This window comes from Angustibacter sp. McL0619, from assembly GCF_049994355.1.
In the GTDB taxonomy this organism is placed as follows: Bacteria; Actinomycetota; Actinomycetes; order Actinomycetales; family Angustibacteraceae; genus Angustibacter.
In genome coordinates, this window is sequence record NZ_CP188257.1 from 1,089,433 (window position 1) to 1,104,888 (window position 15,456).

General features: G+C 71.9%; 15 protein-coding genes and 1 pseudogene. 10 read left to right on the forward strand and 6 right to left on the reverse strand.

All coding sequences use genetic code 11. The annotated features are described in order from the left end of the window. Window positions 1–67: 67 nt before the first annotated feature. A complete protein-coding gene (locus tag ACPPVT_RS04690; RefSeq protein ID WP_426565868.1) occupies window positions 68–3,355 on the forward strand; it encodes a BTAD domain-containing putative transcriptional regulator in 3,288 nt (1,095 codons plus the stop codon). Between the two features lie 155 nt (window positions 3,356–3,510). Here the strand turns inward: ACPPVT_RS04690 and ACPPVT_RS04695 are convergent, their stop codons facing one another. Both ACPPVT_RS04695 and ACPPVT_RS04700 read right to left on the reverse strand, forming a co-directional pair. Next, a complete protein-coding gene (locus ACPPVT_RS04695; RefSeq protein WP_426565869.1) occupies window positions 3,511–4,338 on the reverse strand; it encodes an ABC transporter permease in 828 nt (275 codons plus the stop codon). Beyond that, window positions 4,335–5,294: an ATP-binding cassette domain-containing protein gene (locus tag ACPPVT_RS04700; RefSeq protein ID WP_426565870.1), complete on the reverse strand. Its 960-nt coding sequence runs from the start codon at window positions 5,292–5,294 to the stop codon at window positions 4,335–4,337. The genes ACPPVT_RS04695 and ACPPVT_RS04700 overlap by 4 nt, the downstream gene beginning before the upstream one ends. Before the next feature lie 199 nt (window positions 5,295–5,493). On the opposite strand from ACPPVT_RS04700, the gene ACPPVT_RS04705 reads away from it, so the two are divergent. The 4 genes from ACPPVT_RS04705 (at window position 5,494) to ACPPVT_RS04720 (ending at window position 7,539) form a co-directional block, all read left to right on the forward strand. After that, window positions 5,494–5,622: a hypothetical protein gene (locus ACPPVT_RS04705; RefSeq protein ID WP_426565871.1), complete on the forward strand. Its 129-nt coding sequence runs from the start codon at window positions 5,494–5,496 to the stop codon at window positions 5,620–5,622. Window positions 5,623–5,696: 74 nt separating this feature from the next. Further along, window positions 5,697–6,626 carry a helix-turn-helix transcriptional regulator gene (locus ACPPVT_RS04710; protein WP_426565872.1) on the forward strand — a complete coding sequence of 310 codons (930 nt, stop codon included), beginning with the start codon at window positions 5,697–5,699 and terminating at the stop codon, window positions 6,624–6,626. Window positions 6,627–6,706: 80 nt separating this feature from the next. Beyond that, window positions 6,707–7,018, forward strand: coding sequence for an ArsR/SmtB family transcription factor (locus ACPPVT_RS04715; protein ID WP_426565873.1), 312 nt, complete (start codon window positions 6,707–6,709; stop codon window positions 7,016–7,018). Continuing rightward, window positions 7,018–7,539: an SRPBCC domain-containing protein gene (locus ACPPVT_RS04720; protein WP_426565874.1), complete on the forward strand. Its 522-nt coding sequence runs from the start codon at window positions 7,018–7,020 to the stop codon at window positions 7,537–7,539. Before ACPPVT_RS04715 ends, ACPPVT_RS04720 begins: the two co-directional genes overlap by 1 nt. Before the next feature lie 22 nt (window positions 7,540–7,561). Here the strand turns inward: ACPPVT_RS04720 and ACPPVT_RS04725 are convergent, their stop codons facing one another. Further along, on the reverse strand, window positions 7,562–7,909 hold the full coding sequence (locus ACPPVT_RS04725) for a type II toxin-antitoxin system PemK/MazF family toxin (protein ID WP_426565875.1): 348 nt from the start codon (window positions 7,907–7,909) through the stop codon (window positions 7,562–7,564). Next, entirely contained in the window at window positions 7,909–8,130 is a 222-nt protein-coding gene (locus tag ACPPVT_RS04730) for a ribbon-helix-helix domain-containing protein (RefSeq protein WP_426565876.1), read from the reverse strand. The genes ACPPVT_RS04725 and ACPPVT_RS04730 overlap by 1 nt, the downstream gene beginning before the upstream one ends. 340 nt (window positions 8,131–8,470) lie before the next feature. On the opposite strand from ACPPVT_RS04730, the gene ACPPVT_RS04735 reads away from it, so the two are divergent. Beyond that, window positions 8,471–9,688 carry a serine hydrolase domain-containing protein gene (locus ACPPVT_RS04735; RefSeq protein WP_426565877.1) on the forward strand — a complete coding sequence of 406 codons (1,218 nt, stop codon included), beginning with the start codon at window positions 8,471–8,473 and terminating at the stop codon, window positions 9,686–9,688. Window positions 9,689–9,773: 85 nt separating this feature from the next. On the opposite strand, the gene msrA is transcribed toward ACPPVT_RS04735, so the two are convergent. Then, a complete protein-coding gene (gene msrA / locus ACPPVT_RS04740; protein ID WP_426565878.1) occupies window positions 9,774–10,418 on the reverse strand; it encodes a peptide-methionine (S)-S-oxide reductase MsrA in 645 nt (214 codons plus the stop codon). 260 nt (window positions 10,419–10,678) lie between these two features. On the opposite strand from msrA, the pseudogene ACPPVT_RS04745 reads away from it, so the two are divergent. Next, window positions 10,679–10,963, forward strand: a pseudogene (locus ACPPVT_RS04745) (AAA family ATPase); the annotation flags it as partial. Between the two features lie 81 nt (window positions 10,964–11,044). Next, on the forward strand, window positions 11,045–11,908 hold the full coding sequence (locus ACPPVT_RS04750; protein ID WP_426567053.1) for an ATP-binding protein: 864 nt from the start codon (window positions 11,045–11,047) through the stop codon (window positions 11,906–11,908). 14 nt (window positions 11,909–11,922) lie between these two features. Here the strand turns inward: ACPPVT_RS04750 and ACPPVT_RS04755 are convergent, their stop codons facing one another. Then, window positions 11,923–13,398 (reverse strand): PLP-dependent aminotransferase family protein, encoded by a 1,476-nt coding sequence (locus ACPPVT_RS04755; RefSeq protein ID WP_426565879.1) that lies wholly within the window; start codon window positions 13,396–13,398, stop codon window positions 11,923–11,925. A gap of 61 nt (window positions 13,399–13,459) precedes the next feature. Between ACPPVT_RS04755 and ACPPVT_RS04760 the strand changes: the two genes are divergently transcribed. Both ACPPVT_RS04760 and ACPPVT_RS04765 read left to right on the forward strand, forming a co-directional pair. Then, the gene (locus ACPPVT_RS04760; RefSeq protein WP_426565880.1) at window positions 13,460–14,122 is read left to right on the forward strand and encodes a YczE/YyaS/YitT family protein; all 663 of its coding nucleotides are present in this window, start codon (window positions 13,460–13,462) and stop codon (window positions 14,120–14,122) included. Then, window positions 14,119–15,294, forward strand: a complete 1,176-nt coding sequence (locus ACPPVT_RS04765) for a cystathionine gamma-synthase (RefSeq protein WP_426565881.1) — start codon at window positions 14,119–14,121, stop codon at window positions 15,292–15,294. Before ACPPVT_RS04760 ends, ACPPVT_RS04765 begins: the two co-directional genes overlap by 4 nt. The last annotated feature ends 162 nt before the right edge of the window (window positions 15,295–15,456 follow it).

Genomic DNA, 15,456 nt, shown 5'->3' on the forward strand with positions numbered 1-15,456 from the left:
CACTACGAGCAGCCACCGACAGGCGCCTTCCAATTTCCCTGGTCCTGGGCCTGACAGACTGGCGGGCGTGCAGATCGGCTACCTGGGACCCCTCGAGGTCCGCGACGGCGAGCAGGTGGTCGTCGTCCCCGGGGTGCGGCTGCGCAGGCTGCTCGGCCGGCTCGTGCTGGACGTCGGGCGGCCGGTCTCCTCGCGCGCCCTGACCGACGCCGTCTGGCCTGACGACGTGCCCGCCGATCCGGTGAACGCGCTGCAGTCCCTGGTCTCCCGGCTGCGCCGCACCCTCGGCGTCGCCGGCCTGGTCGAGCAGACGCCGGCCGGCTACCGGCTCAGCGTGGCCCCGGACGACGTGGACGCCGTGCGGTTCGGCCGGCTCGCCTCGGCCGGTCGCGAGGCGCTGCACCGTGGCGCTGACGACGAGGCCGCCGCCCTGCTGCGCGAGGCGCTGGCGCTGTGGCGGGGCGAGGTGCTGGACGGCGACGACGACGCCGACGTGCAGGTCACCCGCGCCCGCCTGGACGAGCTGCGGCTGCAGGCGCTGGCGGACAGGGTCGAGGCGGACCTTCGCCGCGGGCGGGCCGCCGACGTGGTCGCCGAGCTGGAGGAGCTCCTCGCGGCGCACCCGCTGCGTGAGGATCTGACTGCGCTGCAGATGACCGCGCTCGTCGCGCTCGGCCGCCCCGCCGAGGCGCTGGTGGTCTACGAGCAGACCCGGCGGTTCCTGTCCGACACGTTGGGCAGCGACCCGTCGGCGGCGTTGCAGGCCAAGCACCTGGAGGTGCTGCGCAGCCACGAGGACGAGGCGCCGCGCACCAACCTGCGAGCCGCGGTCACCAGCTTCGTGGGCCGCGACGAGGACGCCAAACGGGTGGTCCGGTTGCTGGCCGGCGGCCCGGCGTCGACCCGGTTGGTGACCGTCGTCGGTGCGGGCGGTTCCGGCAAGACCCGGCTGGCCAGCGAGGTCGCCGCGACCTGGGTGGACCGGATGCCGGACGGCGTGTGGTTCGCCGAGCTCGCGCCGGTCAGCGACCCGGACTCCATCGCGCTCGCCGTGCTGGACGGCATCGGCGTGCGGGACGTGCGGCTGATGGAGCAGCGCCGCGGCGAGCGTCCGCAGCGCGAGGCCCGCACGCGGGTGCTGGACACGCTGTCCAGCGCCGAGTGCCTGCTGGTGCTGGACAACTGTGAGCACGTCATCGAGGCGGCCGCCTCGCTGGTCGCGGAGCTGCTGGGCCGCTGCCCGAAGGTGCTGGTGATCGCGACCAGCCGCGAGCCGCTGGGGATCGACGGCGAGTCCGTGTTCCCGCTGACCCCGCTGGCCTTGCCGGCCGCCCCGGAGCAGGACCCGCAGGTGCCCGTGGTGGATCTGACCGAGCTGGACGTCGCGACGCTGGCCCAGGTGCCGGCGGTCCGGCTGCTGCTGGACCGGGCCCGGGCCGCCGGCGCCCCGATCGACCTGGACGCCGCGACCGCGCCGGACGTGGTGCGGATCGTGCGGCGGCTGGACGGGCTGCCGCTGGCCATCGAGCTGGCCGCCGCGCGGTTGCGGGTGCTGAGCGTCGCGGAGGTCGCCGACCGGCTGACCGACCGGTTCCGGCTGCTGACCGGCGGCAAGCGGACGGCGGTCCCGCGGCACCGCACGCTGCGCGCGGTCGTCGAGTGGAGCTGGGACCTGATGGACGCACGCGAGCGCGAGGTGGCCGAGCACTTCTCGCTGTTCGGTTCCGGTGCGGCGGCGCCGGCGGTGCGCGCTGTCTGCCCGAGCTGGCGCGACGGTGAGCCGCGAGCCATCGACCTGCGGCCGGACGCCGGCGGCGGTGCCGAGCTGACCGACGTCCAGGACGTGCTGCACTCGCTGGTCGACAAGTCGATCCTGGTGGCCGAGCCAGACCAGCTCGGCACCCGGTTCCGGATGCTGGAGACGTTGCGGGAGTACGGTTCCGAGCGGCTGGACGCGGCTGGCCTGCTGGACGACGGGCGCGCCGCCCATGCCGCCTACTTCGCCCGGCTCACCGAGGTCGCCGACGTCCGCCTGCGCTCGTCCGAGCAGCTTGTCGCGCTGCACGTGTTCGACGTCGAGCGGGACAACATCCTCGCCGCGCTGGCCTACCTCGGCGACTCCGGCGACGCGGCGGCGGCCATCGACCTGGCGGTGCGGCTGGCCTGGCAGTGGATGCTGCGTGAGAGCGGCCGGGACGCCGCGCGCTGGCTTCGCTTCGCGATGGCGGTACCGGGGGCCGAGCAGGCCCCGCTGTACCCGATCGCCGAGGCCATGGCGGTCGTGACCGCCTTTGCGAGCCCCGGCGACCAGCTGACGGCGCCCAGCGGGCAACGTCAGCTCGTCGACATCGCCGGCTCGCTGAGCGAGTGCGACGGGCTGCACCAGATCGCGCCGCTGCTGCGGCCGCTGCTGCTGTTCTTCACCGGCGACCGGCAGGCCGCGATGGCGAGCATGGACGCCTCGACGGCCTCGCCGGACCCGTGGGTGCGGGCGGCGGTGCGCGGCGTCCGGCTGGCGTTCGCCGAGAACGAGGGTGACCTGGACCTGATGCGCCAGGACGTCGCCGTCGGGATCGAGGCGTGGCGGCTGATCGGCGACAACTGGGGTCTGGCCGCGATGCTCTCCTCGCGCGGGCAGCTGCGCATGATGGACGGTGACCTGACGGGTGCCGCGCACGACCTGGAGGCGGCGCTCGGTCACATCCGGCTGCTCGGTGGTGGTTCGGACGACCTGATGGCGCACGTTCGCCTGGCCGACCTGTGCCTGCGCGCGGGGGACGTCGACGGCGCCCGGCAGTACGTCGAGGTGATCCGCTCGGACCGCCGGTACAACGAGCTGGCCGAGGTGCGCGACATGCTCGCCACGATCATGGCCGGCGCGGTGGCGATGGCCGACGGCGACGGCCAGGCGGCGGACCGCGAGTACACGAGCCTGCTCGAGACGATGCTCGCGATGGGCGAGCCCAACCAGTACCAGGCGCACGGCGGCGCGGTCGCGTACGCGTTCCTCGCGCTGGTCGACGTGGACCGTGGTGAGCTGGACGTCGGTGCCGATCACGTCCAGGAGGCGTTGCGGCTTTCGGCGATGACCGAGGACCTGCCGATCATCGCGACGGCCGGGGTGTCCTGCGCGGTGCTGGCGCAGGCGCAGGGTCATCCGCTGCGGTCGGCCGAGGTGCTCGGTGCGGCCGCCGGGTTGCGCGGGTCGCCGGACCTCACCCAGCCGAACATCGCGCGGCTGACGGAGCGGCTGGTGGCCGAGCTGGGCCGGGAGGCGTTCGACTCCGCGTACGCGCAGGGGCGCTCGCTGGAACGTGGCGCCGCGATCGGCCGGCTGTCCCCGGCCGACGCCTGACCCCCGCCCCCCGCCGCGCCCGCAAACGCCCGCCACCCCCAACTTGTGGTGAGGTATCGGGCTCTCGCGGGGCGTTGAGAGGCCGACAACCCATCCCAAGTGGGGGCAGCGGTGGGGGCAGCGGTGGGGGCAGCGGTGGGGGCAGCGGTGGGTGGTCAGGCCCGGCGGCGGTACGCACGCAGGGCCAGCGGGAAGAACACGACCAGCAGCACGGCCATCCAGGCCAGGGTCCACAGCAGGTGGACCTGCAGCGGGCCACCGAGCATCAGGGCCCGGACGGACCCGACCAGGTGGGTGATCGGGTTGACCTTCACGAAGGACTGCATCCAGCCCGGCATGGTGGCCGTGGGCACGAACACGTTGCTGGCGAAGCTCAGCGGCAGCACGAGCAGGAACATGATGCCCTGCACCGCGCCCGGGGTCCGCACCTTCATGCCGACGTAGACCGAGACCCAGCCGAAGCAGAGCGCGAAGCCCATGGACAGCGCCAGCGCGCCCATCACGCCGAGCCAGCCGCCGGTGGCGTTGAAGCCCATCAGCAGGCCCGTCGCCATCGTGACCGTGAACAGGATCAGGTACCGGACCAGGTCTGCCGCGACCGCACCGACCAGCGGGACCGACCGGGCGATGGGCAGTGACCGGAACCGGTCGAAGACACCCTTCTCGATGTCCGCGTTCAGGTTCTGGCCGAGCGCCACGCTGGCCATCGCGATGGTCTGGCCGAGGATCCCGGGCAGCAGGAACTGCAAGTACGCCTGCTGGGAGCCGCCGGCGATGGCGCCGCCGAAGATGTAGGTGAACATCGCCAGGAAGATCACCGGTTGCAGCGTGACGTCGATCAGCGCCTCCGGGGTCCGCATGGTCTTGATCAGGCTGCGCTTGGCCAGCACCAGGATGTGCTTGAGGCTGTTGTTGCGGGTGCCGACTGCGGCGGTGGGGACGGCGACACCCGCGCGGGGCGTCGCCACGTCGGTGGTGGTCATGCTGCCTCCTCGGCGGTCTCGTCGGCCGCTCGGCGGCCGGTCAGGGTGAGGAACACCTCGTCCAGCGTGGGCAGGTGCAGGGAGAACTCGTGCACCGTGATGCCGGCCGCGGTGATCCGCTCGACCAGGGCGGGCAGCAGGGTGTCGTCCTGCACCCGCGCCGTGATCTCGTGCCGGCTGGTCTCGCCGGGCTCGGTGCCGGTGACCTCGGCCAGGATCTGCCGGACGTCGCCGGTCCGGCTCGGGTCGGTCGGGCGCACCCGCACCCGCTGGCCGCCGACGATGTGCTTCAGTCCGTCGGGGGTGTCGTGCGCGATCACCCTGCCGTGGTCGATGACGGTGATCTCGTCGGCGAGCGCGTCGGCCTCCTCCAGGTACTGGGTGGTCAGCAGCACGGTCGAGCCGTCGCTGACGACGCGGCGGACGACGTCCCACATCTCCTCGCGCTTGGCCGGGTCGAGCCCGGTGGTGGGCTCGTCCAGGAAGATCACCGCCGGGCGGCCGACGAGGCTGGCAGCGAGATCGAGGCGGCGGCGCATGCCACCGGAGTACGTCTTGGCCATCCGTCCGGCCGCCTCGGTCAGGTCGAACCAGGCGAGCAGCTCGGCGGCCCGCGCCTTGGCGTCCCGGCTCGTCAGGTTGAGCAGCTGGCCGATCATCACCAGGTTCTGGGTGCCGGTCAGGTCCTCGTCGACCGAGGCGTACTGGCCGGTCAGCCCGACCTGCTGGCGGACGGCGGCGGCGTCCTTGACGACGTCCAGGCCGCGCACGGTGGCCGTTCCGGAGTCGGCCTGCAGCAGGGTGGCCAGGATCCGCACGGCGGTGGTCTTGCCGGCACCGTTCGGTCCCAGGACACCCAGGACCGTCCCCTCCCTGGCGGCCAGGTCGACCCCGGCCAGCGCCTGGGTGTCGCCGAACCGCTTGGTGAGGCCGGTGGCCTCGATCGCGTACGTCATGTCGTTCTCCCGACCTCGTCGTTGGCGACGACGATGCCGGGTGCGGCTGGCAGCAGGCGCACACGGCGCTGTCACGGACTGTCAGGGGCGTAGTCAGCGCGTCGCGCTGCGTGCCGGAGGGTGCCCAAGACTGGGCAGTTCGGGTTAACCGGAGGTTCATCCGATTGCGCCGGGATGGACCGTGAGTCACCATCGAGCCGTGGAACCGACTCTTCCCGTTCGCCGCCCGGCCGAGGTCGACATCGTCGACCTGCGGGCGGTCGAGGCGCGCCTGGCGGAGGTCGCGGACCTGAACGTCGTCCTGTCCTGGCTCGACGCGCAGGACTGAGCCACACCACCCCACCATCCGACCTGCGCAAGCGTGATCAAGCGCGCGTCGCGGGCGTACCCCAGGCTGGTGACATGTCGACCGACGTGATGGCCCGGATTCTCGACCTGGTGAGCCAGGCGATGAACGAGCCGTCCACCACCGGCGCCGACCTCGCGGACCGCGCCTACCTGTCCCGCTTCCACTTCGCCCGGCTGGTGACCGCCGCGATGGGTGAGCCGCCGGGGGCGTTGCGTCGCCGGCTGCTGCTCGAGCGCGCCGCCTTCCGGTTGCTCAGCACCCAGCTGTCCGTGCTGGACGTCGGGGTCGAGGCCGGCTACGGCTCGCACGAGGCGTTCACCCGTGCGTTCGCGCGCGAGTACGGACGCTCGCCGACGCAGCTGCGCCGCGAGCCACCGCGCACCTTCCACCAGCTCGAGCTGCCCTGCCCGAGTGGGGTGCACTTCCAGCCACCCGGCGGCCTGCGGCTGCCCGCTACGCATGAGGAGACCTCGATGGACGTCCTGCAGCAGCTGGTCGTACACCATGTCGACAGCCTGAACGCGATCCTCGACCGGGCCGAGCGCCTCGACGAGACAGTGCTCGACCAGCCCATCGTGGTATCGGTCGAGACCATCGACGGCGAGCAGACCCTGCGCTCACTGATCAACGCGATGGTGACCCAGGAGGAGCACTGGCTCTCGGCCCTGCGCGGCGGCGGCTGGCCCGACGAGAGCGACCAGAGCGTGCCGGGCCTGCGGGCGCGGCACGAGGTCGCCGGCCGGGACTACCTGGCCATGGTGGACGAGACGATCCGCGAGGGCCGACTGGCCGACACCTTCGTGGACACCACCTGCGGGCCACCGACGACCCACACGCTCGGCGGCACGATCGGGCACGTGATCACCTTCGCGGCGGTGCGGCGCACCCTGGCCGTCGGGGCGCTGGAGACGGCGGGGATCCCGGACCTGGGGGCGGCGGACCCGCGTCCGTTCCTGGACGACGTCGGCGGCCAGCAAGCCTGACGCACCTGTTGGTGGCGATGTCGGGGATCCGCTTGCGCATGCCTTGACAGGCATATACCAACAAGGGCATATTCAAGGCCGTGGCAGACCCGTTCACGGTGGTGGCCGAACCGACCCGCCGACGCATTCTGGCCGAGCTGCGAGGCTCGGACTGCAGCGTCGGCGAGCTGGTCGAGCGCCTCGGCCTGCCGCAACCGACCGTGTCCAAGCACCTGAAAGTGCTGCGCGACAACCGGTTCGTCCTCAGCCGTGGGGACGCCCAACGGCGGATCTACCGGCTGGACGGACGGGCCTTCGCCGAGCTCGAGACCTGGCTGACTCCCTACCGGCAGTACTGGGAGCAGCAGCTCGACCGGCTGCAGGTCCACCTGGACGAAGACGAGGAGAGCTGATGAACGACCCGCTGACCAACGGTCTCAACCCGGTGCAGTCCGAGGCGGTGGACGCCCGCTGGGCCGTCGTGCTGACCCGCCAGCTCCGCCAGGGCCCCGCCCGGGTCTGGACGGCGTTGACCGATCCCCACGGACTGGCCGGCTGGACGCCCTACACGGCCGACCGTGACCTGTCCACGCCCGGCCCAGCGAACCTGACCATGACCGACGGATCCTCCGGCGCGCCCCTGGACGGCACCGTCCTGACGGCGCAGCCGCCATACCTGCTGGAGCACCACTGGGGCGAGGACGTGCTGCGCTGGGAGCTGGTCGAGTCTGGCGGCGGCACCCTGCTCACGTTGCGGCACACCACGTCCAGGCGTGCGGAGCTGGCCAGCTTCGCCGCCGGCTGGCACCTCTGCCTGGACACCCTCGACCTGCTGCTGGCCGGGACGCCGCGCAAGCCGGTGGTCGGCGAGCGGGCGCGCGATTTCGGCTGGGCCGAGCTGGAGGCCCGCTACCGCGAGGTGCTCACCGCCTGAGCCCGCGGCTCGACCCCGACGTTCACAGCCCGAGGTGCAGTCGCAGGGCCTCGTCCAGCTGGCGCATCGTGGCACTGTCGAGGCGCCCGATCGCCTCACCGAGCCGTCGCACGTCGATCGACCGGACCTGCTCGGCCTGGGCCTTGCTGTCGGTCGCAAGCCCGCAGTCATGGGCGCTCAGCCGCACCTGGAACGCGAAGAGGCGGGCGACGTTCGACGTGATGGGCACGACCGTCACGACCCCGCAGCCCTGACGCTCGGCCGCGACGTTGGCGCCGTCGTTGCTGACCAGGACGACGGGACGGCGCTTGTCGGCCTCGCTGCCCAGCGCGGAAGCGAGGTCCGCGTATCGCACCTCTCCACGGCGCATCAGCGGCGGAGGCCGTCGGCGCTCGTGGCGTCCCACGGCTCGGCGTCGGCGGACTCGGCCCACTCGTCCCAGGCCGCGCCATAGTCCGCTCGCAGGCTGAGGCTGCGCAGCAGCTGGATCGCGTCGTGCAGCGCCCCGGAGCGGGTGCCGGCACCCGAGTCGTGCGCGTACGAGTCGAGGAACTCGATGTCGGCCTGCGGCAGGCTCACGGAGATCTTCACCCCAGCGATGCTACCCGGGTATGACCACTGGTGCCACCGCCGCGCGCGTTCCTCAGGCGAGCCTGGCCGCCGGGGAGAGTTACGCGGCGGGTCAGCTGGACTGAACCAGTGACGGTTCAGGACTTGGCGCACCGCTCGTCGGGTTGACCTTGGTCATCGCCTGGCGGCTCACGACGGTTTGACTGCCCGGTGGTGGCCGCCCCTGGCGACAGGAGGCGGGGCCGTGGTTTCCTCGGTGGGTGGTGACGTACCGGCTCGGTCGTCGTGATCCCGCCCACGGTCGGACCTGGTCGGTGATGGCCTGGCCGATGCGCCTGCGGCTGGCAGGCAGGATCCCGTCATGAACCCGGTGAGGATCGGCTCGGTGCTGGTGGCCGGCATGCTGGTCCTGGTCGCCGGCTGCACGGGCTCGAGTTCCGGGACGGCGAGCCCGACGACAACAGCTGCGGCCGGGTCCAGCACGCGGTTTCACGACCCCGACGTGCGGCCGCTGCCCGCGCCGCGCGCGAAGGCCCTGCAGGAGGTCCTGGACGAGCTGGTCACGCTGGAGGCGCAGGTTCCGGGCGCCGGTGCATCGGGGGTCACGGCAGCGGTAGTCAGCGATCATGGCGGCTGGACCGGCGCCGCGGGCACCGACGGCTTTGGCGTGCGTCTGCGACCCGAGACCGTGATGCTGATCGCCAGCATCACCAAGACCTTCCTCGCGGCTGAGGTGCTGCACCTGGTCGCCATGGGGAGGGTCGACATCGACGCTCCGCTATCCCGCTACGTGAGTGACCCGCGCGCGGCCAACGGCGCGACGGTCCGGCAGACGCTGGCCATGCGCGGTGGATTCCGCGACAAGGCAGGGGCCGACATCGACGAGGTGATCCGGGGGGCGGCCGCACAGCCACATCGTCATTGGACCGCCCGCGACAGCCTGTCGGCGTGGAGCGGGGCCTCGACCAAGCCGGGCGAGCTGGAGTACACCAGCGTGGGCTACATGCTGCTGGGCCTGCTCGTTGAGCGGGTGACCGGGCGTTCCGTGGCGCAGAGCTTGCGTGCTGACCTGTTCGGTCCGGCAGGCCTGCGACGGATCGCGGCCCAGGACGCCGAGCGCCCACCTGCGCCGCTCGCCTCCGCCAGCCGCAAGCTCGGCATCGACTCGCCGGACGGCTACCTGCCGGGCCGCTCACTGGCCAGTTTGGGCAACGCCTCCTCCTCAGGGATCGCGGCAGATGCCGCCACCATCGCCACCTGGGGCTACCACTTGTACGGCGGGCGGATCCTGCCAGCGACACTCACCAAGGCCATGATCACCTCGCCATCCCAGGAAACCCTCGGTGGGGGCACCGGCTACGGTCTCGGCACGATGGTGTTCGACGGGATGGCCACAGACCTCGCGGCTGGACACCTTGGCGACCTCGCGGGATACGACAGCATCCTGGTCGTCGTCCCGGCGCGAGAGCTGTCCATCGCAGTGCTGACGGTGGCTGGCCCGCATCGAGATCCGTTCGTGAGCGGCGCCTCCGGCCGCCTCGAGGAGATCGCGCGGAACCTGCTCAGGGCCCTTACGTGACAGGTGAACCCGGGCGTGATGTCGAGGAGCGCAGCCAGGCGATCAAACGGATCGCCTGACCGCGGCCCTCAGCTCCGGTTGCTGTTCACGACGCCGCGGGCCCGGCGCCCGGCATCGGGCAGGTCGCGCCCGTGCCGGCGATGCCGCAGTAGCCGTTCGGCACCTTGTACAGGTACTGCTGGTGGTAGTCCTCGGCGTAGTAGAACTCGCCCGCCTCGGACGCCGGACGGATGTCGGTGGTGATGTCACCGAAACCCTTGGCGCGCAGCGACTCCTGGTAGGCCGAGCGCGAGCTCTCGATCAGCCCACGCTGCTCGTCCGACGTCCAGTAGATCGCCGAGCGGTACTGGGTGCCGCGGTCGTTGCCCTGCCGGAACCCCTGGGTCGGGTCGTGCGCCTCCCAGAAGGTCTTCAGCAGCTCGGCGGTCGAGACCAGCGACGGGTCGTACGCGACCAGTACCGCCTCGGTGTGGCCGGTGCGCCCGGTGCACGTCTCGTCGTACGTCGGGTTGGGGGTGATGCCGCCCTGGTAGCCGACGGCGGTGGTCACGACTCCCGGCGTCTGCCAGAAGATGCGCTCGGCGCCCCAGAAGCAGCCCATCGCCACGTACAGCACCTCGGTGCCCTCGGGCCAGGGGCCCTTGAGCGGGGTGCCGAGGACGGCGTGCGTCTCGGGGACGGTGTAGGGGGTGGTGGCGCGACCCGGGAGCGCCTCGTCAGCGGTGATCATGCGGGTCTTGGTCGACGAACCGAACAACACGGTGGGGGACCTCCTCATAAGTTCCATCCGTAGAACCACGGCTGAGCACGGTTCGTTCCCGGTCTGAGGGGAGCGCGGACGTGACGATGAGCACCGTGCAGAGAGTAGTCTGGGACCGTGCAATAAGTATTCTGGATAGCGTGCAATAGGTAGTGTAGACGTCCGGGTCCAGGTAGGGTCGTTGGGTGCCGTACCTACCGCGAATCATCGACGACGAGCTCGACGAGCTCATGCCTGCTCTCGCTGCGATCAGCATCGAGGGGCCGAAGGGAGTCGGTAAGACCGAGACCGCCGAACGCCGAGCGAACGCGGTCCTCGCGCTGGATGACGCTCGCCAACGACAGCTGCTTCAGGCTGATCCCGACCGACTTGAGCGCGCCCCGGCTCCAGTACTGATTGACGAATGGCAGCGTCTTCCCGAGGTCTGGGACGTCGTCCGTCGCAGCGTGGACCGAGGTGCTGGGCCCGGCCGTTACCTGCTGACCGGCAGCGCGACTCCGTCCAGTGCTGCGTCCACCCACTCGGGAGCGGGTCGCATCGTTCAGCTCCGCATGCGACCGCTGACGCTCACGGAACGTGGACCGCACGCACCGACGGTGAGCCTGAGCCGTCTCCTCGACGGCGGCCGGCCCGGCGTCGAGGGGATGAGCCCGTTCACTCTCGCGGACTACACCGACGAGATCTTGGGGTCCGGGTTCCCGGCCGTGCGGAGGCTGGCCGGACGGGCGCGGCGGGCGCAGCTCGACGGGTACCTGGCACGCATTGTGGATCATGACTTCCCCGAGCAGGGCCATCGGGTGCGTCGTCCTCGTACCCTGCGCGCCTGGTTGACCGCATACGCCGCAGCGACGTCCACCACCGCGAAGTACGGCGTGATCCTGGATGCCGCCACAGCGGGGGAGAGCGAGAAGCCGGCCAAGACCACGGTTATCGCGTACCGCGACGTCCTCAGCCAGCTGTGGATTCTCGATCCGGTGCCGGGCTGGGTGCCGACCCGCAACCACTTCACTCGACTCCAGCAGTCGCCCAAGCATCACCTCGCCGACCCTGCACTGGCCGCACGACTTCTGGGCGCCACGCAGGCGTCGCTGCTGACCGGAGCCGAGACCGGCCCGTCCTTCCCGCGCGATGGCACGCTCCTGGGTGCGCTGTTCGAGTCGCTCGCGGCGCTCACGCTACGGGTGGCCGCACAAGTCGCCGAGGCGACCGTTCACCATCTCCGGACCGCCACCGGCGTGCACGAGGTCGACTTCATCATCGAGCGCGCCGATCATCGGGTGCTCGCCGTGGAGGTCAAGCTCGCGGCATCCGTCGAAGACCAGGACGTGGTCCATCTGAAGTGGCTGCGGAGCCAGTTGGGTCCGGATCTGGTGGACAGCGTGGTGATCACGACGGGTCCAGAGGCCTACCGTCGTCCGGACGGAATCGCCGTCGTGCCGCTTGCCCTGCTGGGTGCCTGACCGGCCGAGATGGCTCACACCACGTAGGCCGCGTCATCGTCCAGACTCGGACCACGCGTGCTCGCACGGCGCCTGCCGGCCGGCGTGCCAGCGACCGCGGCCCAGGCGCGCGCAACCAGCGGCACGGCCTGCTCCAGCACGTCCGGCGGCAGCGTGTAGGGCAGCCGCACCCACGACTCCAGCCCGCCGTCCGCCGCGAACCGTGAACCGGGCGTCAGCCGGACGCCGAGGTCCGCCGTGGCCTGGGCGAGCGCGCCGCTGGTCGGCGTGGGCAGGCCGCACCAGAGCACCTGACCGCCTGCCGGGGTCCGAACGGTCCAGTCCGGCAGCTGGTCGGCGAGCAGGCCCAGCAGCAGGTCCCGCCCACGGCGCAGCTCACCGACCCGGTGCTCGCGCAGGTCATCCAGCCGGTCCAGCAGGTGCAGCAGGGCCAGCTGCTCCAGGACCGGGCTGGCCAGGTCCTGGCGCGAGCGCAGCGCGGCCAGCCGGGACACCGTGGTGGCGTCCGAGCGCAGCCAGCCGACCCGCAGCCCACCCCAGGCGATCTTGCTGGCCGAGCCGACCGTGACCACCGGTGTGCGGCCGGCGAACGTCGCCAGCGGCGGCGGCGTCACGACGTCGTCCAGCGCAAGCTCGACGAGCGTCTCGTCCACGACCGCGACCGTGCCGGACCGGTCCAGCAGCGCGGCGACCAGCTGGCGCACCGGCGCGGGCATCAACGACCCGGTCGGGTTCTGGAACTCCGGCACCAGGTACGCCGCCGTCGGCCGGGTCTGTCGGGTCGCGGCAACCAGCGAGTCGACGTCCCAGGAGCCCGAGCGCGGGTCGACGGGAACCGGCACCGGCCGTCCGCCCAGGTCGGTGACCACGTCCAGGCCGTTCGGGTAGCCGGGCTGCTCGACGACCACCCGGTCACCGGCGCCGACTGCCAGCGTGAGCCCGAGCCGGACTGCCTGCAGCGCCCCGCTGGTCACCAGCACCTGCTCGGCGGTGGTGGCGAGCCCGCGCTCGGTGAACCGCGCGGCCAGCCGAGCCCGCAGTGCCGGCAGTCCGCGGTAGTCGTAGCCGGTGCCGGGCAAGTGCCGGGGCAGGTCCTCGAGAGCGGCGGAGTAGGCCGCGTGCAGGTGCGGCGGGGCACTCGGAGCGGCGTGCGCCAGATCGAGGACGCCGTCCGGCGCGGGCTCCGGGGCCCACGTCGGTACCGGGGCACCGGCGGTGGGCAGGGAGGTCCAGGTGCCCGAGCCCTGCCGGCTCACGGCGTGGCCGCCGTCGCGGAGCACGTCGAACGCGGCGCTCACGGTGGTCCGGCTCACGCCTAGCGAGGCAGCCAGCTCGCGCTCGGGTGGAAGTCGGACGCCGACCGGCAGCCGGCCGTCGAGCACGAGCAGCCGGATGCGACCGGCCAGGGCGGCATAGGCCGGCGCGGACGCGGACGGCCAGGCGCCGAGCAGACGGGTGAGCTCGCGGGGACCGATCCGGCGCGTGGGCACCAGGCCACTGTGCGCCAATTGGCCCTGGATCACAAGGCCAATTATCGGCGAGGATGCTCAGGTGCACCAGAAGCTGACCGTTCCTCGCCGCCTGCCTCGCCGACTGCCTCGCCGCCTGACCCAGCTCTACGTCGGGCTGGCGCTGTACGGGCTGAGCATGGCCCTGTTCGTCCAGTCCGACCTCGGCGTGATGCCTTGGGACGTACTGCACCAGGGTTTGGCCCGGCACTTCGGGCTGACGATCGGCACCTGGTCGATCATCGTCGGCGCGGTGGTCCTGCTCGGCTGGATCCCGCTGCGCGAGCGGCCCGGCCTGGGCACGGTGAGCAACGTGTTCGTGATCGGCATCGCCATCGACGCCTCGCTGGTGGTCCTGCCGGAGGCGCACGTGATGGCCGGCCGGATCGCGTTCGCCGCGCTCGGTCTGCTGCTCAACGCCGTCGCCACCGCGCTCTACATCGGCGCGCGGCTCGGACCCGGCCCGCGGGACGGCCTGATGACCGGGCTGGTGCGCCGCACCGGCGGGTCGGTGCGCCTGGTCCGGACCGGTATCGAGGTCGCGGTCGTCCTGGTCGGCTGGGCGCTCGGCGGCACCCTGGGCCTGGCCACCGCGGCCTACGCGCTTGCCATCGGCCCGCTCGTGCAGGTGTTCTTGCCGCGGCTGACAGTGCCCGAGATGCAGCCGGTGCCCGCCGAAGTGGTCGCGGATACGCTCGCAGCGTGACCGAGAGCAGCCGCAGCCAGGGGTTCAGCACCCGAGCCATCCACGCGGGTCAGGAGCCGGACCCGTTGACCGGCGCCGTCGTCCCGCCGATCTACCAGGTATCGACGTACAAGCAGGACGGCGTGGGCGGCCTGCGCGGCGGGTACGAGTACTCCCGCTCGGCGAACCCGACCCGGGCCGCGCTCGAGGAGTGTCTGGCAGCCCTGGAGGGCGGCAGCCGCGGCTTCGCGTTCGCCAGCGGCCTGGCGGCCGAGGACACGCTGCTGCGCGCCGTCGCCCGCCCGGGTGAGCACGCGGTCGTCCCGGACGACGCGTACGGCGGCACGTACCGGCTGTTCGCCAAGGTGGCCGAGCCGTGGGGGCTCGCGCACACCCCGGTGCATCTGGGCGACCTCGACGCCGTCCGGGCGGCGATCCGCCCCGGGCGGACCAAGCTGGTCTGGGCGGAGACGCCGACCAATCCGCTGCTCGGTGTCGCCGACATCGCGGCGCTGGCCGAGATCGCCCACGGCGCAGGCGCTCTGCTCGTCGTGGACAACACCTTCGCGACCCCCTACCTGCAGAACCCGCTCGCGCTCGGCGCGGACGTCGTGGTGCACTCCACGACCAAGTACGCGGGCGGGCACTCGGACGTGGTGGGCGGCGCACTCGTCACGAGCTCTTCTCCCGCAACGGGTTTCGAGGACCTCGACGAGCGGGTGGGCTTCCACCAGAACTCGATGGGTGCGGTGGCCGGGCCGTTCGACGCATGGTTGGTGCTTCGCGGGCTGAAGACGCTCGCGGTCCGGATGGACCGGCACTGCGACAACGCCGAGCGGATCGTCGGCTGGCTCGCCGAGCATCCGCGCGTCTCGTCGGTGCTATACCCGGGGCTGGCCGAGCACCCGGGCCACTCCGTTGCGGCACAACAGATGCGACGCTTCGGCGGCATGGTGAGCTTCCGGCTGCGCGGCGGGATCGAGGAGGCGCTCGGCGCGTGCAAGCGGGCCGAGGTCTTCACCCTCGGCGAGTCGCTGGGCGGGGTCGAGTCGCTGATCGAGCATCCGGGCCGGATGACCCACGCGAGCGTGGCCGGCTCGGTGCTGGAGGTCCCGGACGACCTGATCCGGCTCTCGGTCGGCATCGAGGACGTCGACGACCTGCTCGCCGACCTGGAGCAGGCGCTCAGCTGAGCCCTGCGACCGCCAGGACCTCCCGCACCATGCGCGCGGGCAGGACCCGGTCGCAGTGGCGGAAGCGACGCCGCAGGCGAATGAAGTTCCTCGGACGGCGTATGCCAGATCGGCACACATGTGCCAGATCGGCACACGTCTCTCGAGGCTTCCCATTTCGCT